At 44.6% G+C, this 26,924-nt stretch carries 28 protein-coding genes; 14 read left to right on the top strand and 14 right to left on the bottom strand.

Features of this window, described 5'->3' with window-relative positions; all coding sequences use genetic code 11:
• Nucleotides 1-75: 75 nt before the first annotated feature.
• Nucleotides 76-792, bottom strand: coding sequence for a tRNA (guanosine(46)-N7)-methyltransferase TrmB (gene trmB, locus L1028_RS16595; protein WP_234535641.1), 717 nt, complete (start codon nucleotides 790-792; stop codon nucleotides 76-78).
• Nucleotides 793-988: 196 nt separating this feature from the next.
• Nucleotides 989-1,174 (bottom strand): hypothetical protein, encoded by a 186-nt coding sequence (locus L1028_RS16590; protein WP_042125061.1) that lies wholly within the window; start codon nucleotides 1,172-1,174, stop codon nucleotides 989-991.
• Between the two features lie 323 nt (nucleotides 1,175-1,497).
• Between L1028_RS16590 and mnmL the strand changes: the two genes are divergently transcribed.
• Genes mnmL through L1028_RS16570 form a run of 4 tightly spaced genes read left to right on the top strand, consistent with a single transcriptional unit; the run spans nucleotide 1,498 to nucleotide 5,048 of the window.
• Nucleotides 1,498-2,454, top strand: coding sequence for a tRNA modification radical SAM protein MnmL/YtqA (gene mnmL, locus L1028_RS16585; protein WP_234535639.1), 957 nt, complete (start codon nucleotides 1,498-1,500; stop codon nucleotides 2,452-2,454).
• Nucleotides 2,454-3,062 (top strand): tRNA 5-(aminomethyl)-2-thiouridylate-methyltransferase MnmM, encoded by a 609-nt coding sequence (mnmM, locus tag L1028_RS16580; RefSeq protein WP_234535637.1) that lies wholly within the window; start codon nucleotides 2,454-2,456, stop codon nucleotides 3,060-3,062. The genes mnmL and mnmM overlap by 1 nt, the downstream gene beginning before the upstream one ends.
• A gap of 39 nt (nucleotides 3,063-3,101) precedes the next feature.
• Nucleotides 3,102-4,070, top strand: coding sequence for a type I phosphomannose isomerase catalytic subunit (locus L1028_RS16575; RefSeq protein WP_234535635.1), 969 nt, complete (start codon nucleotides 3,102-3,104; stop codon nucleotides 4,068-4,070).
• A gap of 27 nt (nucleotides 4,071-4,097) precedes the next feature.
• Nucleotides 4,098-5,048: an alpha/beta fold hydrolase gene (locus L1028_RS16570; RefSeq protein WP_234535633.1), complete on the top strand. Its 951-nt coding sequence runs from the start codon at nucleotides 4,098-4,100 to the stop codon at nucleotides 5,046-5,048.
• A gap of 187 nt (nucleotides 5,049-5,235) precedes the next feature.
• On the opposite strand, the gene L1028_RS16565 is transcribed toward L1028_RS16570, so the two are convergent.
• Complete coding sequence (locus L1028_RS16565) at nucleotides 5,236-7,143, bottom strand: B12-binding domain-containing radical SAM protein (RefSeq protein WP_234535758.1); 1,908 nt, start codon at nucleotides 7,141-7,143, stop codon at nucleotides 5,236-5,238.
• Nucleotides 7,144-7,159: 16 nt separating this feature from the next.
• Nucleotides 7,160-8,995, bottom strand: coding sequence for a DNA helicase RecQ (gene recQ, locus L1028_RS16560; RefSeq protein ID WP_234535630.1), 1,836 nt, complete (start codon nucleotides 8,993-8,995; stop codon nucleotides 7,160-7,162).
• 323 nt (nucleotides 8,996-9,318) lie between these two features.
• On the opposite strand from recQ, the gene L1028_RS16555 reads away from it, so the two are divergent.
• The 7 genes from L1028_RS16555 (at nucleotide 9,319) to L1028_RS31305 (ending at nucleotide 14,601) form a co-directional block, all read left to right on the top strand.
• Entirely contained in the window at nucleotides 9,319-10,302 is a 984-nt protein-coding gene (locus L1028_RS16555) for an RluA family pseudouridine synthase (RefSeq protein ID WP_234535628.1), read from the top strand.
• A gap of 103 nt (nucleotides 10,303-10,405) precedes the next feature.
• On the top strand, nucleotides 10,406-10,825 hold the full coding sequence (locus L1028_RS16550; protein ID WP_234535626.1) for a GNAT family N-acetyltransferase: 420 nt from the start codon (nucleotides 10,406-10,408) through the stop codon (nucleotides 10,823-10,825).
• 97 nt (nucleotides 10,826-10,922) lie between these two features.
• Complete coding sequence (locus L1028_RS16545; protein ID WP_234535624.1) at nucleotides 10,923-11,444, top strand: hypothetical protein; 522 nt, start codon at nucleotides 10,923-10,925, stop codon at nucleotides 11,442-11,444.
• A 47-nt stretch (nucleotides 11,445-11,491) separates the two neighbouring features.
• The gene (locus L1028_RS16540; RefSeq protein ID WP_234535622.1) at nucleotides 11,492-11,887 is read left to right on the top strand and encodes a hypothetical protein; all 396 of its coding nucleotides are present in this window, start codon (nucleotides 11,492-11,494) and stop codon (nucleotides 11,885-11,887) included.
• 20 nt (nucleotides 11,888-11,907) lie between these two features.
• Nucleotides 11,908-12,477, top strand: coding sequence for a TetR-like C-terminal domain-containing protein (locus L1028_RS16535; protein WP_234535620.1), 570 nt, complete (start codon nucleotides 11,908-11,910; stop codon nucleotides 12,475-12,477).
• Between the two features lie 257 nt (nucleotides 12,478-12,734).
• Nucleotides 12,735-14,315, top strand: a complete 1,581-nt coding sequence (locus tag L1028_RS16530; protein ID WP_234535619.1) for an oleate hydratase — start codon at nucleotides 12,735-12,737, stop codon at nucleotides 14,313-14,315.
• Between the two features lie 151 nt (nucleotides 14,316-14,466).
• A complete protein-coding gene (locus tag L1028_RS31305) occupies nucleotides 14,467-14,601 on the top strand; it encodes a GNAT family N-acetyltransferase (RefSeq protein ID WP_279306871.1) in 135 nt (44 codons plus the stop codon).
• Nucleotides 14,602-14,731: 130 nt separating this feature from the next.
• On the opposite strand, the gene L1028_RS16525 is transcribed toward L1028_RS31305, so the two are convergent.
• Entirely contained in the window at nucleotides 14,732-15,454 is a 723-nt protein-coding gene (locus L1028_RS16525) for a DsbA family oxidoreductase (protein ID WP_234535617.1), read from the bottom strand.
• Between the two features lie 267 nt (nucleotides 15,455-15,721).
• Between L1028_RS16525 and L1028_RS16520 the strand changes: the two genes are divergently transcribed.
• From L1028_RS16520 to L1028_RS16510, 3 genes are all read left to right on the top strand, one after another.
• Complete coding sequence (locus tag L1028_RS16520; RefSeq protein WP_234535615.1) at nucleotides 15,722-16,654, top strand: glycosyltransferase family 2 protein; 933 nt, start codon at nucleotides 15,722-15,724, stop codon at nucleotides 16,652-16,654.
• A gap of 181 nt (nucleotides 16,655-16,835) precedes the next feature.
• Nucleotides 16,836-17,942, top strand: coding sequence for an FAD:protein FMN transferase (locus tag L1028_RS16515; RefSeq protein ID WP_234535613.1), 1,107 nt, complete (start codon nucleotides 16,836-16,838; stop codon nucleotides 17,940-17,942).
• A gap of 184 nt (nucleotides 17,943-18,126) precedes the next feature.
• Nucleotides 18,127-18,978, top strand: coding sequence for an RCC1 domain-containing protein (locus L1028_RS16510; RefSeq protein WP_234535610.1), 852 nt, complete (start codon nucleotides 18,127-18,129; stop codon nucleotides 18,976-18,978).
• A 73-nt stretch (nucleotides 18,979-19,051) separates the two neighbouring features.
• On the opposite strand, the gene L1028_RS16505 is transcribed toward L1028_RS16510, so the two are convergent.
• From L1028_RS16505 to L1028_RS16465, 9 genes are all read right to left on the bottom strand, one after another.
• Complete coding sequence (locus tag L1028_RS16505; protein WP_234535608.1) at nucleotides 19,052-19,762, bottom strand: HAD family hydrolase; 711 nt, start codon at nucleotides 19,760-19,762, stop codon at nucleotides 19,052-19,054.
• Nucleotides 19,763-19,798: 36 nt separating this feature from the next.
• Nucleotides 19,799-20,263, bottom strand: a complete 465-nt coding sequence (locus tag L1028_RS16500) for a GNAT family N-acetyltransferase (RefSeq protein WP_234535607.1) — start codon at nucleotides 20,261-20,263, stop codon at nucleotides 19,799-19,801.
• A gap of 99 nt (nucleotides 20,264-20,362) precedes the next feature.
• Nucleotides 20,363-20,869 carry a metallophosphoesterase family protein gene (locus L1028_RS16495; RefSeq protein ID WP_234535605.1) on the bottom strand — a complete coding sequence of 169 codons (507 nt, stop codon included), beginning with the start codon at nucleotides 20,867-20,869 and terminating at the stop codon, nucleotides 20,363-20,365.
• A 126-nt stretch (nucleotides 20,870-20,995) separates the two neighbouring features.
• Nucleotides 20,996-22,189, bottom strand: coding sequence for an anti-sigma factor (locus L1028_RS16490; RefSeq protein WP_234535604.1), 1,194 nt, complete (start codon nucleotides 22,187-22,189; stop codon nucleotides 20,996-20,998).
• The gene (locus L1028_RS16485) at nucleotides 22,182-22,685 is read right to left on the bottom strand and encodes a sigma-70 family RNA polymerase sigma factor (protein WP_042125017.1); all 504 of its coding nucleotides are present in this window, start codon (nucleotides 22,683-22,685) and stop codon (nucleotides 22,182-22,184) included. Before L1028_RS16485 ends, L1028_RS16490 begins: the two co-directional genes overlap by 8 nt.
• Before the next feature lie 199 nt (nucleotides 22,686-22,884).
• Complete coding sequence (locus L1028_RS16480) at nucleotides 22,885-23,877, bottom strand: siderophore ABC transporter substrate-binding protein (protein ID WP_279306870.1); 993 nt, start codon at nucleotides 23,875-23,877, stop codon at nucleotides 22,885-22,887.
• Nucleotides 23,878-23,999: 122 nt separating this feature from the next.
• Nucleotides 24,000-24,755 carry an iron ABC transporter ATP-binding protein gene (locus L1028_RS16475; protein ID WP_094869909.1) on the bottom strand — a complete coding sequence of 252 codons (756 nt, stop codon included), beginning with the start codon at nucleotides 24,753-24,755 and terminating at the stop codon, nucleotides 24,000-24,002.
• On the bottom strand, nucleotides 24,749-25,693 hold the full coding sequence (locus L1028_RS16470) for an iron chelate uptake ABC transporter family permease subunit (protein WP_042125012.1): 945 nt from the start codon (nucleotides 25,691-25,693) through the stop codon (nucleotides 24,749-24,751). Before L1028_RS16470 ends, L1028_RS16475 begins: the two co-directional genes overlap by 7 nt.
• 2 nt (nucleotides 25,694-25,695) lie before the next feature.
• Nucleotides 25,696-26,643, bottom strand: a complete 948-nt coding sequence (locus L1028_RS16465; RefSeq protein ID WP_042125010.1) for an ABC transporter permease — start codon at nucleotides 26,641-26,643, stop codon at nucleotides 25,696-25,698.
• Nucleotides 26,644-26,924: the final 281 nt, after the last annotated feature.

Below are 26,924 nucleotides of genomic sequence, written 5' to 3'. Positions count from 1 at the left end.
AAAGCGGCAGCTTCCAAACACTTGGAGGCTGCCGCTTTTTTATTGAAGCATGTCTTTTGGAGCAGTTCTTTGTGACTACAACCGATATTTATCCAATCGGGTAGCTTGATACTGCTTGAGCGCTTCTGCACCTACAATTGCCTCGCAACGATGGATATTCACACCACGCCCGACAAATTTCGTCTCGTATTCCGTCATGATATGATCCTCATTTATGATGCCTTCTGCGTGTAGGTCCAAAGAAATATTTTTCATCTGTAAACCAAAGTCCGCAAATGCATTTAATGAGAATTCAAATAGGCTTCGAGAATCTGTTTTCAAGTGAATTTCACCTAGTTCGCTTAGCAGCCCCCGATATTTGTCAAGAAAACGCGGGTGTGTCAAACGACGACGAGCATGCTTACTTTTCGGCCACGGATCACTGAAGTTAAGATAAATCCGTTCCAGCTCTCCTGGCGCAAATACTTCCTCTGCATAATCAATATTGGCAAGTGCCAATTTCAGGTTGGGCGGCGTCTCATGACCTGCCGGCTCCCATACTGCTCTAGCCTTATCTCCAGCACGGCGGATCAGCTCATCATACATATCAACGCCGATAAAATTAATATCGGGATATTTGAAGCTCATTTGGCTGATAAACTGCCCTTTGCCCATTCCGAACTCCACATGGATCGGATGATCATTTCCGAACAGCTTGGACCACTCACCTTTATAGCTCCGAGGGTCAAGAATGACTAGATCCGTCTGTTCTTCCAAACTTTCACGTATTCCTTTTCTTCCGCGTAAACGCATAGGTATTCCTCCGATTATCTCTTATACGATAACTGTCACTTGCAATATTGTGCCGAAATTGTCCCGAAAAGTAAAGGGATTGGGGTAAAAAAGAAAAAGGAATTCTCTGGCTCAGCTCTTAAATGAGCTATCCATGGGAATTCCTTCGTTGTGTATATTTGGAATTAAGGCTCATTCTTGTCCGGTAGATTAGGATCTACTTTGTGTTTGAGCTTGTGGCAAATGTCTTTTTTTCGAATGCACTGCGAATTTTACGCTGTGCATCTGTCTTGATCTTAGGGTTGCCGTTAAATTCCACGCCTGTTAGTGCAAGGGCTTCATCTGGCGTTAAGTGGACTTCAATCGAATCTTTACCCTCAGCATATACCGTTTGAGAATTCATTGCTATCACCTCACGGTTATTATTATGGATCGGACGACACGAAATTATGAACTCCTGGCTGAATTTCTTTATGCCGCAGCAGCTTTTCACACTCTGAATATAACATACTATGTAAGCATTTTCAAGTTGAAAGCGCCTTACCTCCGGCCTATTTTTCATGCCAGTACCGGGAGTGAATGTTACGCCGAGCTCTGTTTTTTGATACAATGTATTGGATTATAAGAAATGGCTGTGTGTTCTTTTATAAAGGATGCCATCCGTCTCAGAAAAATATAAGGATAAGGATACTTATCCATGTTTATATTTTCAGAAAGGAGTTCCTCGTGTCTAATCTTCAATACACTACTCCTCCGCAGCTTTGGGGAGATAAACGTTTTCATACCTGGAATTACGAAATGCGTGAACACATGAACACCAAGGTATTCAAAGTTATGCTTGATGCAGGCTTTACCTGTCCCAACCGTGATGGCTCCATCGCTAAAGGTGGTTGTACTTTTTGCAGTGCCAGAGGTTCTGGTGATTTTGCGGGAAGTCGCCGAGATGATCTCGTCACCCAATTTAATAATATCCGTGACAAGCAGCATCTAAAATGGCCCAACGCTAAATACATCGGATATTTTCAGGCCTATACCAATACGTACGCTCCGGTCGAAGAGCTTAGAGAATATTTCGAAGTGATTTTACAGCAGCCAGGTGTCGTTGGACTATCTATTGCTACACGGCCTGACTGTTTGCCGGATGATGTTGTCGAATATTTGGCGGAGCTAAACGAGCGCACGTATCTGTGGGTAGAGATGGGTCTCCAGACAATACACGACTCCACCTCTGAGCTAATTAACCGGGCTCACGATAGCCAGTGTTATGTAGATGCTGTTGAGAAGTTGCGGCGTCACGGCATTCGTGTCTGCACCCATATCATTCACGGTCTCCCACAGGAGACGCATGAAATGATGCTCGAAACAGTATCTGCTGTGGCTCGCATGGATGTGCAAGGAATTAAGATTCACCTCCTGCATCTCATGCGTAAAACACCAATGGTGAAGCAATACGAAGCTGGATTGCTACGATTCATGGAACAGGACGAGTATGTGAAGCTCATTGCCGATTCACTAGAAATTCTGCCCCCTGAAATGATTGTACATCGCTTGACTGGAGATGCTCCTCGGGATCTCTTAATCGGACCGATGTGGAGTCTCAAGAAATGGGAAGTGCTAAATGCCATTGACGATGAGCTAGTTGCTCGTGATACTTGGCAGGGTAAGTATTGGAGGAAGAGCTAATGGGCTTTATGTCCGTTTTAAGCTTTGCTCATAAATTAATCTCTGAGCGGTTAACTTTAGGTGATCGTGCGATTGATGCCACTGTAGGTACTGGTGCTGATACGCTTTTTCTAGCCAAAGCAACCGGAGCTCGCGGTGAAGTCTACGGCTTTGACATTCAAGCTGCAGCGTTGAGGCTGGCTGAAGAGCGCCTGCGGCTTGCAAGAGAGGAAGCTCCCTCGCTCGCCACCGTCACCTTGCTGGAACGTAGTCACGCCGAAATGGCTGAAGCTGTTCCAGCGAACTGGCATGGCACCGTTGGAGCTGTAATGTTCAATCTAGGCTACTTGCCTTCAGGAGATGCCGATAAGAACATCATCACTCAGCCGGGCAGCTCCATTGCAGCCTTGGAAGCTTCTCTCCAGGTACTGCGTCCAGGTGGGATCATTACGGCAGTTCTTTATCCAGGCCATGCAGGCGGAGATAAAGAAGCCGCTGCCGTTGAATCTTGGGCAGCGGCTGTTTCCCAAAAGGTAGCACAAAGCATTGTTTATCGTCAGCTGCAGCGCACGGATTCACCTTATATGATTGCGCTCGAAAAGAAAAAGGAACCCCCTCTTAAACTGTAAGCATCACACTATTTTATATTTGGGAAGGAAGATGTAGCAATGACTCAACCATATCCTTTGAAATTCCAACCGGAGTTTAAAGAACGTGTCTGGGGAGGCCGCGCGCTGGAGAAATTCGGCTTAGATCTACCAGAAGGACATATTGGCGAAGGCTGGATGATTGCCGATCACGCGAATGGAACGTCTTCGGTGGTAAACGGAGAGTTAGCCGGTCAAGGCTTAGATCAAATTCGTGAGCAGTTCGGCCATGAATGGTTCGGAAGCAAAGGGATTTCAGAAACGGGTGGAAGATTTCCTCTGCTAATCAAATTGCTGGATTGCAACGACAATCTTTCCGTTCAAGTCCACCCTACAGATGATTATGAGGCATTGCCACAAGGTGAACTGGGCAAAACAGAGATGTGGTACGTGTTAGACGCTAAGCCAGGTGCCAAAATCATCTATGGCCTTAAAGAAGGCGTAGACCGTGAAACATTGCGTGAAGCACTGGAAAAAGGCACCGTTATGGATAGCCTTCAAGAAGTATCTGTCTCTGCAGGAGACTCCTTCTATATTCCAGCCGGAACCGTTCATGCGTTATGCGCTGGTGTCGTTGTAGCAGAGATCCAGCAAAATTCCGATACTACATACCGCATTTATGACTATGACCGTCCTGGTCTGGACGGGAAACCACGTGAGCTTCATATTGAAGATTCACTTAATGTTACAGCATATGAAGGCGCCGGGGCTACTTCAATGAAGACAGATAACGCAGTCCCTGGAGAGTGGCTGCAACTTGCCGCTTCGCCATATTTTATCGTAGAAAAAGGAATCGTAAATGGTTCATGGGGCCTCACCACTACAGAAGACAGCTTCACTATTCTAGTGATCTGTGAAGGCAGCGGACATCTTACTTGGGATGGCGGCTCCCAGCCTTATGCTGCAGGAGAATGCTATCTGATTCCTTCCAGTCTAGGCCGTTACGCTATCGAAGGTCATTCTACTGTGCTTCGCTCTTATTTACCATAAGTCGAGAACCTTTAGGAGGTATGGACCATGAAGAAAAACAGTTTTACCCTAACGGATCCCATCGGTGTAAATATCCATGTCTATGAATGGTTACCTGAATCCGATGTGCCAATTAGAGGAATCGTACAAATTTCTCACGGTATGTGTGAAACAGCTATCCGTTATGCTCGTTTTGCAGAAGCATTAACAGGAGTAGGTTATGCAGTATATGTAAATGATCACCGCGGACACGGTAAAACCGCTGGTCAAGTCGATCTGCTGGGCGATGTTGGGGAGGACGGATTCTATTGGATGCGGCGTAATCTGCTCCAGGTAGCAGCCAAAGCACTCTCCAAACATGAAGGAAAGCCCATCTTTCTATTCGCTCATAGTATGGGTTCCTTTCTGGCTCAAAAGCTGATGTGTGAAGATGGTAACGAAATCTATGCAGGATTTATCCTAAGCGGTACAAATGGCCCTCGTGGTATGCTGCGCCTTGGAGAATCTCTGGCTAGTGCACAGCTCAAGCTAAAGGGTGAACATCACCGTAGTGTACTGCTGAACAGCTTAGTATTCGGCAGTTACAACCGTGCTTTTTCTCCCGTAAGAACTGCATATGACTGGCTGAGCAGCGATGCTGCGGAAGTAGATAAGTACATCTCCGATCCATTCTGCGGAGCCATTTGTACAACACGCTTTTTCCGTGGTTTCTTCCACCTCCTAAGGGAGATCCATTCGGAGGAATCACTTAAGACTTTATGTACAAGTAAGCCCATTTATATATTTGGTGGGGATAAGGATCCTGTAGGAATGAGCGGCCAAGGCATTCCTCGTCTTGCGGAGCTGTACAAGAAACGAGAGATATCGGACGTAGAGTATCGGCTCTATCCAGGTGGCAGGCATGAAATGCTTAATGAGGTGAACCGGGATCAAGTTACGGCCGATGTGCTTAACTGGTTAGAACAGCATCTCCCTTCTGAGGTTACGACTACAATTTAAGAGGTTATTTGAGACAGAAGAACAGCGATCCTCCCGTTATTTGGGGATCGCTGCTCTTCGTTTTGGGTTTTGCGCGCTTGCCTACGCCGGCCCCGACCATCCTCCGCGCTTTCGGACTCAAATGACCCTTGCACATGAAACAAAAAATAGACCGCCCCAAGGGAGCGATCTATACTGAACCTCCCTATTACAAAGGCAGCGTATAATACTGAGCGCGTTGGCTCTCGTTCTGCTGATACATTACGATTAGGAGCGTGCGACCTTCACGAACGGAAGATGGTTCAGCTACGGCTACAGCCGTGCTTGAGGTTTGGACAGATTCTTCTATACTACTCTCTGTACCTCCCTGTATTAATGACTCAGGAGAAGGTACAGCCCCGTCGACAGCATTGTCTGCCTCCTCTTCTTCTGAACCCCCATCTGCCCGTAGGCCGCTGATCGATTCCAGCACCGCATCCAGCGAGAATGGCAGCACTTCAAGCACTGTATACTTTTGCAGCTCTCTTTCATTAAGTCCGGCTTCTGCCAACTGGGCAGAGATTTGACCCGGATTAGCAGCGATATTCTTCAAGTAGCTCGACCAATCCGACTTATCCAGCACGAAATCCCACCAGATTTTGCGAGGCTTATACTTGTGTCCTAGGAAATAATCAAGCTTCATTAGCCCAGTAATAATATCCATAGACGGTGTCCCACGATCAATCAAGAAGGACTGCAAACGGATAAAGAGATCCTCCAGCTGATGCCCAATCTTTTGCCAGCCTCTCTCCTCCCAGTAGTCACCGAACTCCTGAAAGAAATCGAATGGTGAATCAAACACGTGACGGATCAAGTATTTGGCCGTATGGTCCATCCGGTGGCTGTTCCAGTATTTCTCCAGCACATCCTCAAGCCGCTTCAAACGGATAATATCCGAGAAGGTCATCATATGACTGCTAAGAATTTCGTAAGGGGCATGTTCCATATACGTATACTCATATTTTGCCGCCTGTGCGCGCAGACCCGTCCCGCGAAGCATTTTGAGGAATCCAAGCTGCAGCTCTTCTGGCTCCATAACGAATACATCATTAAAGGTTTTACGGAAGGTGGTGTAATCCTCCATTGGAAGTCCCGCGATCAAATCCAGATGCTGATCGATATTGCGGCTTTCCTTAATCTTCATTACTGTACGAGACAGCTTCTTGAAATTCTGGCGGCGTTTAACGAGCTCGTTCGTCTCATCATTCGTAGACTGTACACCAATCTCAAATCTAAAGATGCCCGGAGGCGCATTGTTCGACAGGAAATCCAAAACTTCTGGCCGCATGATATCTGCTGTGATTTCAAACTGGAACACACAGCCTTGATGATTATCGATCAGGAATTGAAACATTTCCATCGCATAGTTGCGGTTGATATTGAAGGTGCGGTCCAAGAATTTAATGATTTTGGCACCATTTTCAATTAAGTAAAGTAAATCAGACTTCACTCGTTCAATATCATAGTAACGTACGCCTACCTCAATACTGGATAAACAAAATTGACAGTTAAATGGGCACCCACGGCTTGTCTCAAAATAAACAATGCGTTTGCTCAAATCTGGAATATCCTCGGGAAAACGATGCGGTGTAGGCAACGTATTTAGATCGCTTTTGGGACGAGGTGGATTTACAATGATCTCCTCTCCCTTACGATAAGCGGCACCATACACAAAGTGAAACTTACGATCGTCTCTCAGCTCCTGCAGCAGATGATGGAACGTCTCTTCTCCATCTCCGTTGACGATGAAATCAATGCCAGTTTCTCTCTTCATCCAATGAAGTGGCTCATAAGAAACTTCCGGACCTCCGAGAACAATCGTAACCTCAGGCATCACTTGCTTAAGAATTCCGATCAGCTTGAGCGTCTCTTCGATATTCCAGATATAACAGGAGAAGCCAATCACATCTGGCCGTTTCTGAAACAAGTCGGACACGATATTCATCACGGGATCTTTAATGGTGTACTCCACCAAATGAATATCTTTAAATTCATGCTCACTGTAGGCTTTAAGCAAACGGATCGCAAGTGAGGTATGGATATATTTTGCGTTTAGCGTGGTCAGAACGATTTTCAATGCTACACGACCTTTTCTACATTTCATTTTGAAAAAACTCTAGGAATGCCTTACCATACTTCCGGTATTTCACTTCCCCGACACCCTTTACCCTCAGCATTTCCGCTTCGGTCTGCGGGCAAACCACACTCATCTCACGCAGCGTGGCATCATTAAAAATAATATATGAGGGCACATGCTCACGTCCCGCCAACTCTCGCCGGATCAGACGCAGCTGCTCGAAGACGGTCTCATTGACTGCCGAAGGTGACAGGTCATGTCCGCGACTGCGAACTTGGGTACCAGATGCCGCACCTGCTCGTGATGGCCGCGCCACCCGCTGCATCACCTCACGCTGCCCGCGCAATACTTCGGCAGCCAAAGGCTGAAGCCGTACGACTGGATACTGTCCTTCCGATAAGGCCAGATATCCCTCTGAGATCAGCACATTGATGCTCTCCGAGATTTCCTTCTCTGTCCGGCTCGACATCGCCCCATGCGTTGGCAGCTTGTCAAAACCATATTGCATCACTTTCTGATTGCGGGAGCCTTTCAGCACAGAAGCCACCAATGCTACTCCATAACGTTCCCGCATACGGTGGATGCAAGAGAATATCTTTTGCGCATCTACGGTCATATCTATAAGCTCTCGTTCATCTGTACACGAGCTGCAAATACCACATAACTTGTCCTGATGCTCCTCACCGAAATAATCCAGCTGGGCACTGCGCAAACAGCGGGTAGTATAACAATAATCAATCATTTGCTGAAGCTTGCGATATTCGTTAGCTTTACGGTCCGTATCCTGCGGATTCTGCTCGATCAGGAACTTTTGCGTCATAATATCCTGCGCACTAAAGAGCAGGATACACTCACTAGGCTCACCATCACGTCCAGCACGCCCCGCCTCCTGAACATATGCTTCCATGTTTTTTGGCATATTGTAATGAATTACGTAGCGGACATTGGATTTATCAATCCCCATCCCAAAAGCGTTCGTGGCCACCATGACCCGGATATCATCATATAGAAAGCCTTCCTGACTGTCTGCCCGCTCCTGATCATTCATACCTGCATGATAGCGGCCTGCTGCTATTCCTGAAGCCTGTAGCCTTTGATATAAATCATCCACTTCTTTGCGTGTAGCCGCATATACAATACCCGGCTGGTGGGAATGCGTCGCTGTGTAATCCATAACGAACTCCCGTTTATTCTCTCCACGTAGCACAGACATTGCTAGATTATCTCTTCCGAGTCCAGTCATGAAAATACCTGGCTCGCGCAGACGTAGCAGCCGAACCATATCCTCCATGACCTCTGGTGTTGCCGTCGCTGTAAATGCAGCCAAGATCGGCCGTTGTGGCAGCTCGTTCACAAATGGCGACACCGACAAATAGCTTGTGCGGAAATCATGTCCCCACTGAGATACGCAGTGCGCCTCATCCACAGCCACACAGGAAATCGCCAGCTCAGCCATCTCCAGTCGGAACCAGTCCAGCTCTAGCCTTTCGGGCGCGACATAAAGCAGCTTCAAATCGCCGCGACGGGCAGCCCGAATCCGCTCATTTACTTCTTTCCCGCTTAACGTGCTATTAATAAAGGCTGCCGGAATACCTGCCGTGGTTAACGCATCGACCTGATCCTTCATCAGAGAGATCAATGGTGAGATCACCAGTGTCAGCCCAGGAAGCAGCAGTGCAGGAACTTGATAGCAAATTGATTTCCCACCTCCCGTAGGAAGAATACCGAGTGTGTCGCGACCTTCCAGCAAGTTCTGAACAATCTTCTTCTGACCATCCCGAAAATCAGGATAACCGTAATATTTTTGCAGCTCAGCCTGCGCCTGTTCAATAGTAGGTGCTTGCATCATCATATCTCTCATAACCCCTTAAGCGTTTCTATCTTTAGTTTAGCGGTCAAAAGTGTATTGAGCAACACTCATGAAATCGTCCTTCCACTTCTTGTTTTGGAAAATTTACTGTGGATACTAAAATATATGCGGTCAATGCTATGCACCGGGAAAAGAAATCCGCTAATGTGATCGGTTGGATATATTTCAGCTTATTCCTGCTGATAGGGCTAGCTCAACTATTCTATCTATAGATCGAATTCGTTTCTTGCTGCCCTTCACATAGTATTTCTTAACTGCCCATGGTATATTGAGGAGTACAATATTAAAGGACGGAGAATGCAGTCATGAACACAAGAAGAAATTCTAAAGAAACAGCCAAAAGAGGTACTCGTTCGCACAGCAAGCCAACTGGCAAGCTTAATCATAAAGCTAAAGCAGCACCCGCTGCACCTAAGTCTTTCACTGTAAATGAACCTTCTGAGCTGTTGCCTTTCTTACTCACACATATCACAGGCCGGGGACGAAATGCTATTAAATCTATCCTCTCGCGTGGACAAGTAGCAGTGAATGGCAAAGTAGTCACACAGCATAATTTTCAATTGCATCCGGGTCAAACTGTGACGATTGATCAAGAGAAGCCTGTACAAGTAGCAGAAATGATCGGCCTCACCATCGTCCATGAAGATGATGATCTAATCATTATTCAAAAGGATGCTGGACTACTATCGATTGCCACTGCGGAAGAAAATGAATTGACCGCTTACCGCCAGCTTATGGAGCATGTCCGCATCAGCAATCCTAAGAACCGAATTTTTGTCGTGCATCGCTTGGACCGCGATACGTCTGGGGTAATGATGTTTGCCAAAAGCGAACGGATCCAGCAAGCACTGCAAACTACTTGGAAAGATACCGTGAAAGAACGTTCTTACGTAGCTCTAGTCGAAGGCGCCGTTAAAAGACCTGAAGGTACAGTTAGCTCTTGGTTAAAAGAAACCTCAACCCTGAAAATGTACTCCAGTCCTCATGAAGGCGATGGTCTGCATGCGATCACACATTATAAGCTCATTCAGGCGAACCGCCACTTCTCGTTGCTTGAGGTAAGGCTTGAAACTGGACGCAAAAATCAGATTCGTGTTCATATGGCAGATATCGGCCATCCGATTGCAGGAGACAAGAAGTATGGTGCTGAGACCAAAACGGTAGGCCGTCTCGGTCTGCATGCTCGTGTACTTTCATTTATTCATCCTACTACAGGAGAGTTAATGACCTTCGAAAGCCCAATTCCGAAGACATTCCTGAAATATACCGCACCTGCACCTACGAACTAACAAGATCACAGTCAATACCCATTCATTTAAAAGGGGCTGATTACAGTGGAGCTTACTACACTACAATCGCTACAATAACTTAAGTAAGAATGGGTGATTAACTATGACAACAGCACAACATTATGAATGTATTGAACGATTACCCACGACCGAGGAGCATGCCTATTTATGGGAAGCTGTCGGTTGGGGGAATGTGAATACGGAAATGACCGCAGCCTCTCTGGCTCATTCGGTTTATGGAATGGTCGTTGTTCAGGAAGACAAGGTTATCGGTATGGGGCGGATCGTCGGCGATGGTCACATGTATTTCTATATTCAGGACGTAGCCGTGCTTCCCGAATTTCAGGGCCAAGGCATTGGTAATGTCATTATTGAACAGCTAATACACTATATTCGATCTCATTGTTTTTCTAGCGCGTTCGTCGGACTTTTCGCATCACAGGGGAATGATACTTTTTACGAACGATACGGCTTTCAGAATCATGCCCCTGGTATGACGGGCATGTTCAAGGTCATGGAGTAACAAGCGGAAGATGCCCGGTCCATATGGTCCCTGGGCATCTTTTTCACTTCTATTTAGATCATGTTACAATACTAATAAACAAAAGAAGGTGCCATTATTGTTCCACCCTACTGTCTTCGATAATATTAAAATTGCTTTTGAGAACCAAATCTATGATTACGATAATCTGGACGGAATTCTAGTAGTTACGGATCGTTCCGACCTTCTGAATATGGCATTGATGTCCAGAGAGTTTAGCCTTTCCTTCCAATTAACGGCTGGCCGGAACGTAACCGCCGAAGTCTTCCTCACTTCATCTGTAAAAGATCTTAGTGATGAAATATTGGAAGTGCCTAGCACAGATCCCGGTTGCAATCTTTCGTTACGTTTTTATATGGAGATCGAAGATATCCCTGCTGAATGTCAGGCGATCGAGAGTATTCTCAAAGCAATCTGGGGGCCTGAATTCCAGCCCGTACAATCCTTAAGCTTCATTTATGGTCAAGAAGGCGAATCCTACAATAATTGCATTGAGCTGCGATTCAAAAGGCAAATCACTGAGGAGCAGATGGAGGACATTCCGAACCTGCTGAATCATCTTCTACAAAGTGTAGAAGAACTGGAATCTTTCTCCGTATAATTCTTACTACAAACCGTTCGTACTTTGGAAAAAGAGGTGAGCCAGAAATGAAATTCCTGCCTGCTACCAAAAGTAACCGTTGGTTTATCTGGATGGCTGTATATGGTGTTTTTCTGTGGCTGCTTTTTATTCTGCACAGATTCGTTATGATGGCTCATTCATTGGAGGCCACACTCTTGCTGCGCTTCGCACTCTTTTCCATTATCCTATCTGGTATCGTTAATGCCTTAGGGTGGTTTGGAGCTCGTCTACTCTGGTTAATCACTACAACAGGAATAATCATCGGTTCAGTAATTATGCTAAGCTACACCTATAGAGAGATGTCCGGTTGGGAGGATCTCGCGGGATTCCTGGCTTTTTTCTTTTTTACATGTGGAGGATTTGCACTCGGTTTATTGGCGGAAGGAATTCGTCTGCTGGTCAAGCAGTGGCCGAAAGCTTGAATGGAGGAGTTGATAGATCGTTGTCCAATTCTTTTCTCACCAAAAATGCATTGTCCCATTCCTTAAAAGAACTAATGGAACATACGTCACTCAATAAAATTACAGTCAAACAGCTTGTGGACCATTGCGGACTAAATCGACAAACCTTCTATTATCATTTTCAAGATATATTTGATTTGCTGGGTTGGATCTATAAGACCGAGGCTGTAGAAAGCATCGCCCAGTACCGTAGCTATAGCACATGGACGGACGGTTTTCATAGAATCTTCTGCTACATCGAACGGAATAAAACTTTTTGCTGCAACACCTTGAACTCACTGGGCAGAAATCATCTGGATGCGTATCTATACGAAGTGACGAATGATCTCATTATGGGTGTCATAAACGAACTGTCCGCTGAGATGGAGGTTAGTCAAGAAGATAAGCACTTCATTGCTAATTTCTATACGCTAGCCTTCACAGGCCTTGTTATTCAGTGGATGAGAGACGGGATGAAGGAACATCCGGATCATATTATCGAGAAACTAAGTGTACTCATTGAGGGAAATATTCTAAAAGCCTTGCACAAGTATGAGAATAAACCGTTGTAACCTTTGGGTTGCAGCGGTTTTTTTGAAATATAAGAAAGTATAAATTTCACACTATACTTTATGTCTTATATTTTTCGCATAAATACCTACCGTCCTTATAAGGACGCCGAAGGTATTTATGCTTATCAAAAAACTAGACACATGGACCATAATGACTAAAATCCATACACTCTAAAAGGTTTGATTATACCTTCGGAATTGGAGTTGGTTTACATTAAGAGTGTGATTATTTCAACAACAACTTGGAGGCGACCATTGTGAAAAAAGAGTACGGTAATAAACAGGTTTATTTTGTCGGTGGCGGAATTGCATCCTTAGCGGGCGCGGCTTACCTGGTCAGAGACTGTGACTTTCCGGGACAGAACATTCACATTATTGAAGAGATGAAGATTCTCGGTGGCAGCAACGACGGCGCAGGTGACGCTGAGCACGGTTATGTCATTCGCGGTGGCCGGATGTTAAACGATGAGACCTATGAGAATACATGGGATCTACTCATGTCGATTCCCTCCCTCGACCATCCTGAGAAATCCGTTAGAGAAGAGATTATAGAATTCGATACCTCCAATCCAACACATGCTAACGCTAGACTCGTTAACCAGAGCGGTGAGGTGGAAGATGTATTATCCATGGGCTTCGATATGGCTGACCGGCTTGCGATGGGTAAATTGATTATTACACCAGAAGAAAAAATGGGAAAAGCCCGGATTAACGACTGGTTTGGTCCACACTTTTTCACCACGAACTTCTGGTATATGTGGGCTACTACTTTCGCCTTCCAACCTTGGCATAGCGCGGTAGAGCTTAAACGATATATGATTCGCTTCGTTCATGAGTTCCCAAGAATTCAAACCCTGGAAGGCGTAACCCGCACTCCATATAACCAGTATGATTCCATCATCTTACCTATGCACAAATATCTCGAAGGCTTCGGCGTAGACTTTACACTGAAATGTACAGTAACTGACCTGCAGTTCAAAGACGGAGATGGCATTACCGTAACCCAAATGAACGTCCTGCGCCAAGGTGCCCCAGACGTTATTAACATAAGCGAAGACGATATTGTAATCGTCACGAACGGCTCTATGACCGAAGGCTCCAGCCTTGGATCCATGACCTCTGCCCCACGTCTCAATGGAAAGGGTAGCTCATGGAAGTTATGGGAGAACATCGCCGCCAAAAAAACAGGTCTCGGTAATCCATCCTCCTTCGATGATCATGTAGATGGTTCGAAATGGGAGTCCTTTACCGTGACCTTCCAAGATTCCAAGTTCTTCGATCTTATGGAGAAATTCACTCGCAATCGTGCAGGTACTGGCGCATTGGTTACCTTTAAAGATTCGAGCTGGTTGATGTCCGTTGTCTTAGCCTTCCAACCGCATTTCCGCAATCAACCGGAGCATGTAAAAGTATTCTGGGGCTACGGTTTGTACCCTGACAACGTAGGAGACTTCGTGAAGAAGAAAATGAGCGAATGTACCGGTGAAGAAATTATGGAAGAATTAATCGGTCATCTTCATTTCGAAGCACATAAGGACGAGATCATGGCAACTGCTAACTGTATTCCTTGTATGATGCCTTATATCACTTCACAATTCATGCCTAGATTAAACAGTGACCGGCCTAAAGTAGTTCCTGAAGGCTCTACTAACCTTGCCTTCGTTGGCCAATATTGCGAAATTCCAGATGATGTTGTATTCACGGAAGAATACTCTATCAGAGCAGCCAGAACTGCAGTATACACACTGCTCGGCATTAACCGGCCTATCGAGCCAATTAATCAGCATCAGTACGATGTCCGCACCTTGTTCACAAGCTTTATCACTTCTTTTAGATAAACACATCTTTAAAAGACGAGCATTCCCGGATAATTCGGGGGCGCTTGTCTTTTTAGTGTGTAAAACTTGATTTAATATGAACTCTCCATTCCAGCTGAAATCGTGTGTATGATAAGCTCAACATGAATTTCAAAAGAATGGATGAGGAAATATGTACATAGAAAATGGAAATTTAGTCATTCGCAATGCAACAGCAAATGATGTCCCCCTCTTATACAGTTGGTGGAACGACGGAAAGATTATGGCACATGCCGGCTTTCCAAATGGCAAGTTGCCCTTCATTTGAATTCGTGGAGAAATCAACTTGGAGAATGGCAATCTTCTATTGATTATGAATTAACAAGAGCAGAGTTTCGGAACTAAAAAAAGAAGAAATGGAAACTTCCCCATCTCTTCTTCTCTACACTATACAAACTTTATATATTGCAAGATCCGTCCGCGCAGCCATCATCTGTGGATACTTCGGATTTTCCATTGCCAACCACCTGCAGCGTTGGTCCTGCTTGCTCCTCCGCCCACACGGTATCCAACACCTCTGTAAATACAGGTCCTGGCTGTGCACCGGATAACGCATATTTATTGTTGAACACGAAGAATGGTACACCGGTAATATTAAGACGGCTTCCTTCTTCGATATCGCCGTTTACTTCAGCTGTGTATGCATCCGTCTCCAGCATTGCCGTTACTTCTGCCTGATCCAGCCCTACCTCAGCAGCAAGTGTAGCAAGTACACTGCGATCTCCAAGATTCAATGAATCCGTAAAGTATGCACGTAACAGACGTTCGGACATTTCTGCACCTTTTCCCTTTGAGCTTGCAAAGTGACTTAAGCGATGACTATCGAAAGTATTCGTATGCTTCATCGTATCGAATTGGAAATTCAACCCTACATCTTGCGCTTGCTCAGCTAGCTGTTCGTTCATTGCTTTTGCTTTTTCAATCGTCATACCGTATTTGGAAGCCAGCATCTCATGAATACTCTTAGTCTCATTTACTTTGGCATGTGGATCGAGTTGAAAGCTGCGGAATACCACCTCTACTTGATCACGGTTCGGAAATTGACTCAGCGCATTCTCCAAACGTCTTTTACCGATATAACAAAATGGACACGCATAATCGGACCAAATATCTATTCTCATGAAAAAAACCTCCTAATATTATTGTTCATTTGTAACTGCTGAATAAGATTGATAACTAATTACTTGTCGCTTACTATTATATAGTTAAAAACCGAAAAATACAAACTTAACTTTTATTTTTTTAAAAATAGACCTGAACCCCAACTAAAAGTATACGAAAGTGGTATATACGCTCTTCTTCAGGAACGATAGAATCAAGGTAACCATTTCGCCGGATGACTGCATTCAGATGAGCGGACGAAAGAAGTCCTGAAGGGAGATTAAGATATGCATGATCTATCTATAGTGATTCCTACCCGTAACCGAATCGACGACCTTACGGTGTGCATAGAGTCCATTGGCAAGCAGACACAGCTTGAGGACATCTCCATCGAGCTATGGATTGTCGACGACGGTGAGATCCCTGAGGACAGATTAGCTTATTATCGTGAAATACTAACTGGATTACCGCAGGCTAAACTTCATTATCATCGCAAAACTAAGCCTGGTCTCTGGCTTTCCCGTTACGAAGCGCTAGGACTGATCCATACAGAAATTATGCTCCACTTAGATGACGATGCAGAATTAGATGACTCCTTATATATTCGACGACTGCTAGATACTTATGCAGACGATGATTCCATTGTTGGTGTAGGTGGTGTAGCCAAAGGCATACATAGTAGCATACCAAGCAGGCTGTTCGGTATGCTAACCGGACAAATGTCCGGATCACCAGGCAGATTGTCGGCAAGTATGTTTGCAGGCTCGCAATTCCTATGGGGAGAGAAGAAGTATGTATTTGAAACGGATTTTTTTCACGGCTGTAATATGTCCTTCCGGCGCTCGGCACTGCGTGATATTAAACCCTATCCATGGATGACAAGCTATTCCATAGCGGAAGATATTTATTTGTCTCATTTGGCCAGCCGCTATGGCAAGCTTGTGATTAACCCCGCCATGAAAATCATCCATCATGAGTCGCCAGGCTCTCGCGATAAGGCGGGCGTTGTAGCAAGAGCTACCGCCATCAACCACTACTATCTGCTCAACTTGCGTAAAGCTCCTTTTATGAATTATGCTGCCTTGATCTGGACACTGACTTGTCTGACGGCTAAAGCAACTCTAAAACGGAATTTCAAAGCTGTTAGCGGATATGCCATGGGCATCCTCTTCGTATTAAATCCTCGCAAAAATAAATATAGTGAATATATGCTCGATTAAGTAGCATCGTTTACTTCTAAATCTGTAGCACCGCTCCGAATCAGGATACGGGGCTTTTTTCTATGTCGCCCGATTATATCCCCTAAATGTGTCATGAAATTAATTCCCATCAACTTGTTATCTGGGGTATGATATAAATAATGTGTTTTGTTTTAGAAATTAACTTTATGGATGGTGGAATATGTTCAAGAACAAAAAAACGACGCTGATTCTCGTTGTAATCGTCATCGCCCTCATAGCTGTCGGCGCATGGCTAATTACTAAGGATAAGGACGATAAAACAGCGGGAACTACGGGTAGCGCAACAACATCCGGAAAAGGAGAGGACAAGTCTCTCTCTCAAACCTTTTATATTTATGACACTGTTGTGAATATCAAAGTGTTCGGTGCTACTGTAGAACAGAAAAATATGGATGATATCCAGCAGATGCTGGAGCGAATGGATATGGAGCTTAGCCGCACCAAAGAAGGTGGCGAGGTTTACGCTGTCAACCAAGCAGCAGGGAAAGAAGCAGTTGTCGTTTCTGACGAGACCCTGGATGTAATTAAACAATCCATACAATATGCAAAGGAAATGGACGGGCTGTTCGATCCCACAATCGGTCCGCTAATCGATCTTTGGAATATCGGTAGTGGTGGAGATAAAGTCCCTCCCCAAGCTGAAATTGATAAAGCCAAGAGCCTAACCAATTACAAGGACGTTGAAATTGATGAAGCTGCGAAAACTGTAAAGCTGATGAAGGAAAATATGGTGCTAGACCTGGGCGGCATTGGTAAAGGTTATGCTGCTGACCGTATCGCTGATTATTTGAAAGAGCAAGGTCTAAATAGCGCTATGATTAACCTCGGAGGCAGCAGTATCATTGCACTCGGTAAGAAACCAAACGGCACGGAATGGAATATCGGATTGCAGGACCCCGATCAAAGCCGTGGCACACAGCTAGGAACCATTAAGATCTCAGATGAGGTCATCGATGCTTCTGGTGTTTACGAACGGTATTTTATGCAGGACAATGTTCGTTACCATCATATCCTTGATCCACGCACAGGATATCCTTCACAGAACGGTCTCAAAAGCCTTACCATTATGAGCCCGAATGCAACAGATGCGGATGCCTTATCCACTGGGGTATTCCTGATGGGAATCGAGGAGGGCATGAAATATCTTGAATCTTTACCTGAAGGTGTTGAAGCTTTCTTTATTACCGACGATAACAAAATCTATGCCACCGCAGGCATTAAAGAAAGAATGAACCTGACGGATCCAACGTACAGCTTCGCAGAGTAAACGAAAAAAGCTTGTCCCATTGAGCCGAAGCTGGCTTTCTAGGGAGCAAGCTTTTTTTGGATAGGAGAAGCAGCAAGAAGGGCGCTTCTCCCTCTGCGAAACAGGAGAAGAAGAAAGATTTATGGTTTAATAAAGATGAACCCTAAAATCGGAAACATCTATCACCAACTAAGGAGCGAGATTTATGAACCTTGTGAACCCCCTAACTTCCATAGCAGCGGGTTATCGTCATACCGCCCTGCTTAAATCGGACGGCACGGTGACGGCTGTGGGTGATAATAAATACGGCCAATGTGATGTAAGCGACTGGTGCGATATGATAGCGGTTGCGGCGGGTAATGCTCATACAGGTAATGCTCATACCATCGGGCTTAAATCGGATGGTACGGTGGCGGCTGTGGGTTGGAATAAGTATGACCAATGCGATGTAAGCGGCTGGGCTGATATTGTGGCGGTAGCTGCGGGTTGGCGTCGTACCGTTGGGCTTAAATCGGATGGCACGGTGGTTGCTGTGGGTCGAAATAATGAAGGCCAATGCAATGTAAGCGGCTGGTCTGATATAGTAGCAGTTTCGGCGGGTGATTGGCATACCGTCGGGCTTAAAACGGACAGCACGGTGACAATTGTGGGTAATAATCGGTATGGCCAACGCAATGTAAATGATTGGCATGACATAGTGGCTATAGCGGCGGGTTACCTTCATACCGTCGGTCTTAAATCGGACGGTACGGTAGTTGCTGCGGGTCGAAATCATGAAGACCAATGTAATGTAACCGGCTGGCACGGTATTGTGGCTATAGCGGCAGGTAGTCATCAGACCATCGGTCTTAAATCAGACGGTACAGTGGTTGCTGTGGGTTGGAATAAGCACGGCGAATGCAATATAAGTGACTGGCGTGATATGGTGGCAGTTGCGGCGGGTTGCACTCATACCATCGGTCTTAAATCAGACGGCACGGTGGTTGCTGTGGGTAATAACGAACATGGTCAATGCGATGTAAGCGGGTGGCGCGGCATCCAACTACCCGAAAATTAGTTATAAAAATAATGAAAGCCATGCGCAGATTTCTCTCGCATGGCTTGCTAATATCTTTGGAGGACTTCTTCTCTCACACCAAAGGAAGCTCGCCAAATTCCTTATAATTAGTAAAAATATAACTAGGCTTATGATCCGTAGCCGGTTGTCTTCCTCTCGGATTGTACCAGCAAACCTTCCATCCAGCCGCGAGCGCTCCAACTACATCGTTAGCCCAAGTATCCCCTATATAAAGCGAGTGGTCCGCCGAAGTGCCTGTCTTTTGGTTTACGTGTACGAATATTTCTGGGTCCGGTTTAGCAAGACCTACAGCATCAGAAATAAAGATCATGTCCTCGGGAATTATCTGATCTAAACCTAGCCCACGAATCTTACTCATCTGATGATCCTTCGGTCCATTCGTAATAATCCCTACCTTATGACCGTCCGCAATAAATCGTTCAAGATGCTCACGCACCCCATCAATCATCTGAATCGTATATTGACGTCCAATATATGCCGCTTGAACCGCTGTGGCTTGATCACGATCAATCTGCAAACCATACTCGGCAAAAGCAAGCTCCAAACGGCGCACCCTCGTCTCTTCAAGCGGAATCTCACCGCGCAAATACATCGGCCACAACACATCGCTATGATGTCTCACTTTATAGAATAATTCCGCAAAGTCCAGACAACTCTCATCTGGGCTGAGCACTTCCCGTACCGCTTCTTTAAATGGTACCAGATGATCATACAACGTATCATCGAGGTCAAAAAAGATTGCCAACTTATGACTTGTTTCCACTTTAACGCCCCTTACTCGTCTTTCTCTCTAGCTACTTCAGAAAAAAAGGTTATAGGTATAAAATTCATTATCCCGAATGTAGCCATGCGCTTCATATAACCGCTGCGCCCCCACATTCTCCGTCATCGTTGTCAGGGATAAGCCCTTAGTATTCGTAGAGAGCGCATAGTCCCAGGCACTGTCCAGCAGCATAGCTCCTAGCCCTTGCCCTCTGATTTCAGCAGTAACGAACAAATCATTCAGTATCCAAAGGCGCTCCATCGTAACCGATGAAAAAGAAGGATAGAGCTGCGTGAAGCCCCACGCACGTTTCTCCTCACCTTCCCCCTCAACCACCACAAGGATCACAGATTCATTCAGCTTTAGTCTGTCAGCTAAGAAGGTTCGTGCCCCGTCCCGATCAGAGGCTGCTCCATAGAAGACTCGATATTCATCAAATAATAGGATGAGCCGTTCTAAATCATCCAAAACCACTCGTTCTATACGATATTTGTTCATCATCAGCGCTCACTTTCCGGCTTCGCCCGTTTTAACATCATTGTAAATGGTAACCGAGCTATTCACCATGGAGAGAACACCGAATCATTTGGACAATTGACCTTATTCCTTTGAATCGTAGAACACGTGCCGGGCGCTAACCTTGCCCGCTTCGATATCCAATAGTCCAAAAGAGTACAATTTCTCACGCCGCTTATCTGTAGGAGAACCAGGATTAAATAGCAGGATCCCATTCTCGTCTCTTAGCAAGGGCTGATGTGAATGACCGAAGAGAATACAATCCACCTCATCATTCGCAAAAGCAAGCAGTGCGTTCCCATCCGTTCCTTTACGGGAATGTGGCGTATGTCCATGTACCATTCCGATCCGGATTCCCTCAAGGGTAATAATCTTGCGCTCGCCGAAACGCTCAATGATCTCATCGCCATCATTATTTCCGGCAATCCCCTCTACCGGTGCTAATTCTGACAGCAAATCATAGATTCCCATACTCACCCAATCACCGAGATGCAAGATTAAATCCACATTTTGAAACTCTGCAATCAGTGCCTTTGGCAGAGACTTAGCCATTCTTGACATATGTGTATCAGATACGACTCCTACTTTCATAAATCTCAGCTCCTAATCTATCATACTCAACGTTGGTTATCATACTTATTCATAAATCTAATATTCAAATAATTGTACGATTTGCTTAAGCGAGAAGCAAGTTCTGTGACTTCTTCCGCTCCGCCGCTAGTTCTCTCTATCCCGCCAATTCCATAGTCTTACTTCCCCAACACGCATATCACTGACCCAGGTTTCTTCCTTCAGCTTTAGCAGTTCTTTCACCGGACCGGTTACAACAGCTCCATACAGCTTAACTCCATTCTTCTCTATATAACTAATGGAATCATCCAGATCAATGAACGGAATCACCCTTTTGGAGATGGATTTATACTCTTGCAACAAGCGTAATGTCTTTAGGAAGTTTGCATTACGCAGCTCACCATCCCCATATGAGTTAAAAGATGGAGAAACACTCGTGCGGCTAGTCACCCCTCCAAACCAACCCCACTTTTTCTTTGATTCTTGTGTCACCTTCATATCATCAGCATGCCAGATGGGCGTACTTGGAAATCCTAATGGATCATTTATTAATGGCTCTTGTGTCCTTGGACCTGTATCTGCTGCGAACCACAAAAGCTCAAGATTCTTATGCTGAAACTTCTTCAACAGCTCATCTGTCGTAAAAAATTGCTCAAAAGACAAATAGGCTTCTCCTACCGTACCCTCAGGGAGCTTCTCTAGTTTTTTCCACTCACTGCTGTCATCCATCCTATTTTCTGCAAGCTGGTTCTCAATGGGGTAGACAAAGTAATTACCTGTCCCACTGCGTTCATATGTCCATGAATAACTATAAATTCTAGGCCAGCCTAATAGAAACTTCATCGAATAATCTCCAACATTAATCCGCGCATCACCAATTTGTTTTATTATTCCGCCCTGCAGATTCATATTAAAAAATGGACCCGAATCACTGCTCAAATGGACGATTGTATTCGGTTGTGAGACAGCAATAGCGGAAGAAACAACATCACGGTAAGTTTCTCCTCTTTCTCCAGTGCCATAAAATATCGCGGTGATGATGCTACTGATAATCAAGAACATCAAGAACGCAGAGATTACCGTTAACGTATTCGATATACGGGCTCTCCATTTTCCACGGCGGATGATCTTTTTTTCCTTGCCAGATCTGTTTCTTTTACTCTTTCCGAATTTTATGTTCTTCTCATCAACTGAAGCTTGCTTTTCTTCATCCATGAGTTCATCCAGATAAGCCTGATAAGCTTCCATCTTCTCTAGCTCGCGCTCCACTTCGTCTCTATCCTCGTCAGCAAGCGTACCTTCACCGTACCTTCTTAATTTCGCCTTGAACTCCTCACTCATGTTCATTCCTCCTCCGTTCTGCCTCACGCAGCTTCTGTCTAGCCCGAAAGATCAATATCTTATATTGGGACAGACCCACATTCATAATATCCGATGCTTCCAGATAACTAAGACCATGAAAATCATGCAGCAGCAGCGCATGCCTCTGATTGTCCGGTAGCTCACCTATCGCAATCCTCATTTCTTCCCAACGTTCCTGCCGAAGCAGCGTGCTTTCTGTGGTATCAGGATGCGCGAGCTGTTTAAAAAACTCCTCACTCTGAACTGTGCTACGTCCTTCCTTCCGCTTATAATCTACGAAGGCGTTGTACGCGACACGGAACAACCACGGCTTAATCTTCTCGTCTTTACAATCCTCCAAATATAAATAAGCACGGTAAAAGGTCTCCTGCATTAAATCCTCGGCCGCGTGATGATCACCACAAAGGGAGCGCAAATAGCGGTAAATATCCATCACATACATCTGATATATTTCATCCAGTGAATTTCGCTTCATGCACTCCCCCCTTAACCTAACCACGTATCCCAGCCTGAAAAGTTACAGCAAAATTTAACAGCTAGTATGAATATAACAGTAAATTCCATGGAAAAAAGCAAAAAAGCCTGCTGACAAGGAGTGTTCCCCCTGCCAACAGGCTTGTTGTTAATAAACATCTGAATATCAATTCATCATTCAATTCTCCGGGTTACTCTGCTTACAGAACAACTTCAACTTCTTTGAGCATTTCACTAACGGATACCAGACCGCCACCGGACAAGTACCAGTAGTTAGGATCTAAGTAAATGATTTTACCATTTTTGAAAGCATTTGTGTTCTTCACGAGATCGTTCTCAACTGCATCCTTCGCTGAGCCAGATTTACTGCCATCACTCTTCACAGCCGCATCTCTATCTACTACGAACAGATAATCTGGATTCTTGTCGGCTACATATTCGTAAGATACGCTTTGACCATGAGTGGATACTTCGATTTTATCATCTGCCTGTGCAAATCCGAATACATCATGGATAATACCAAAACGTGAACCTGAACCATAAGCACTGATTTTTCCTTCATTGGCTAGAATAATAAGAGATTTTTTACTACCGGCTTTAGCTTTCTCATTCAGAGCTTTAACGGAGTCATTAATAGTCGCAAGCTCAGCTTCTACTTCAGCTTCCTTGCCAAAAATTTGGCCCAGCGTCTTCACATTTTTTGTGAAGGATTCCATGTAATTTGCATTATCTACAGCAACGTACAGTGTAGGAGCAATTTTGCTGAATTCATCATAAGAATCTTGCTGTCTGCCGGAAATGATGATCAGATCAGGAGAAAGACTATTTATTTTTTCGAAGTCAGGCTCTTTCAAACCACCGACATTCTCATATTTGGCATCGCTATATTTAGAGAGATAAGAGGGTACATTGCTTTGAGGCACTCCAGTCACCTCTACGCTCAGTTTATCCAAAGTATCGAGTGTACCGAAGTCAAATACAACCACTTTCTGCGGGTTACTCTTAATCGTAATTTCTCCAAGTTCATGCTTAATAGTAAGCTCTTTAGATTCTGTATTTGGTGCAGTAGTAGCCTCTGTATTACCTGCCGCTGCTGTATTATTATCTGAAGTTGCTGCATTATTGGAGCCACAGGCCGCCAAGATTACGGCAAGAAACACTGTCATGATTAGTAAAGATACGTTCTTCTTCAAAATGTTCACCCCTAAAATTTATAGTCAAGCTATTTGAATTATTCGCGTATACGTCAAGAAGCTGGCGCCTATCACTTCTAGCGTTACGTCATAATAATTTCCGAATGTAAGTGGCGTCTGGTTTAAAAATAGACACCAATTTTACGACCACCTATTGTTTCTATAGGGATATCCATGTCATATACATCCCTAAGCACTGCCGTATCAATAATTTCATCCACCGTACCCGATGAAGCTACCCGCCCATTCTTGAGCGCTACAATGTAGTCAGAGTAACAAGAAGCAAAATTAATATCATGAATGACGAGCACAATCGTCTTGCCCTTCTCTTCTACCAACCGGCGTAACACCTTCATAATTTGTACAGAATGCTTCATATCCAGATTGTTGAGTGGTTCATCGAGCAAAATATACTCGGTATCCTGAGCCATAACCATCGCGATATACGCTCTCTGACGTTGTCCACCGCTAAGCTGATCAATGTATTTATCCTGCATCTCCTGAAGGTCCATGTAAGCAATCGCTTCGTCAACGAACGCTCGATCCTCAGGTGTGAGCTTCCCTTGTGAATAAGGGAACCTTCCGAAAGAAACAAGTTCCTTCACGGTAAGACGAACGCTGATATGATTGGACTGCTTTAGCACCGATATTTTACGAGCAAGCTCATTACTCTTACAGCTGCCAATTTCCTTTCCTTCGATCAGTACTTCTCCCGCGTCTTTGGAGATAAGTCTACTGATCATGGAGAGCAACGTGCTTTTACCAGCTCCGTTAGGGCCGATAAACGAGGTAATTGCACCCTTTTTAATGGATAAAGACACATCGTCAACGACGGTAACTCCGCCATAACGCTTGGTTACATGCTTAACTTCTACCACGACTTATTCTCCTTTAACAGCAGATAGACAAAGTAAACGCCACCTGCAAAATTAATGATTACACTAACCGTAGTAGTGAATCCAAACACACGTTCAACTAGAAACTGTCCCCCGACAAGCGCAATAATACTTAGCAAAATCGTGCCGGGAATCAGATAGGAATGCTTATACGTACGGAACAACTGATGTCCCACATTGGCTACTAGTAAACCCAAGAAAGTGATCGGCCCCACTAAAGCCGTTGATATCGAAACGTAGATGGATACAATAACTAACAGCCTTTTGACTACATAGTCATAATTGATCCCTAAGTTAATGGCTTCATCTTTTCCTAAAGAAATAACATCTAAATACTTCACAAATCGCATGAAATACAGCGTCGTTAACGCTAGAACAACTGTAGACAATATCAGTAGATCACTGCTGACGTTGTTGAAGCTGGCGAACATTTTCCCTTGTAGAATCAGGAATTCATTCGGATCAATGAGCACTTCCATAAAAGAAGATGCGCTCTGGAACATCGTTCCCATAATAAGTCCTACGAGCAGCAGGAAGTATATGTTTTGACCCTCTCTGCGGAACATTAGCTTATACAGCACCCCTGAGAACAGAACCATGATGCAAGCTGAGAACAAGAAATTCACATTTTTATTCATAAACGTCATATTTGATGAGCCTAGGGCGTATACACCGAACGTTTGGATCAACATGTACAAAGAGTCTAGCCCCAGAATACTAGGTGTCAAAATACGATTGTTCGTAATGCTCTGAAAAACTACGGTAGAGACAGCTATCACCGCTCCGGTAATTAAAATGGCCGCCAGCTTTCTCCCCCGACTGGGTAGAACATAATCCCAATTTCCCATAACATGATAGGTCATAAACAAGACGATGAGAGCAACAGCGCTTAAGGATAATATAGTTAGTTTCGTCTTCATCACTAATTCGCCTTTCTTCTCATCAGCAAGTAGATAAATAGACCACTTCCGATGACGCCTACCGTGAGACTGATGGATATTTCGTATGGATATATAATGAGCCTGCCCAGAATATCACAGAACAGGAGGAACACCGCACCGAGAATGGCAGTATGCGCCAGATTTTTTTTCAAGTTATCGCCTATGTATAGCGTTACTATGTTAGGTACAACAAGACCCAGGAACGGAATCGTACCTACGGTTAAAATAACAACTGAAGAGATTAACGCTACAATCACCAATCCTACGTTCACTACCGCTTTGTAGTTCATACCGAGATTGACGGAGAAATCCTCCCCCATACCGGCAACGGTGAACTTATTGGCGAAAACATACGCGAGAATGACAAGTGGAATACTGATATAGATTAATTCATATTGACCTTTAATAATCGTTGAGAAATCGCCAAGCATCCAAGACGAGATATTCTGAACCAAATCATTTTTATAAGCAAAAAATGTCGTAATCGAGCCTACAATATTCCCGAACATGAGCCCGACCAGCGGGATAAAAATACTATCCTTGAACTTGATCCGATCTAAGATTCTCATAAATATAAATGTTCCCAGTAGAGCAAAAACAAAAGCAACGAGTAGCTTCTGCATCGGTGTCGCCCCTGTGAACAGCATCAGGGACACGAGAATACCGAATTTCGCGGAATCCATCGTGCCCGCCGTAGTGGGAGAAACGAATTTATTTCGTGATAATTGCTGCATAATTAATCCGGCAATACTCATGCTTACACCAGCTATAATCAGTGCAGCTAAGCGTGGAATCCGACTGACTAACAGGGTCTGCATCTGAGATTCCGTAAGCGAAAAAAGATCCAAAGGTGAAATGTCCTTTACACCTATAAACAAAGATATAAATGAGAATACTATTAGAAGTAGGGACAAATATTTTAGTTTCATGAGTTGGTCCTTATCTGTTTAATAGTTAAATCGTTTGGGGAATAGATGATATTATTGGTATTGATAATGATTTTCATTTGCACTATGTTCGATTATACCTAAGCCCACTTTGAGGGTCAACCCTTTCGTATAGTAAAATTTAAAACAATTGAATTTTATAAATAAATCGAGTAGGAGGAGGCGGTAAGCCTCCGTCCTCTCACACCACCGTACATGCGGGTCCGCATACGGCGGTTCCAAAAGGTTAACAAAGTTCCAGATAACGTGAAAGCAGACTTTTC

The organism is Paenibacillus pseudetheri, from assembly GCF_924513355.1.
GTDB lineage: Bacteria > Bacillota > Bacilli > Paenibacillales > Paenibacillaceae > Paenibacillus_AQ > Paenibacillus_AQ pseudetheri.
This window is presented reverse-complemented; position numbering and strand designations above follow the sequence as displayed.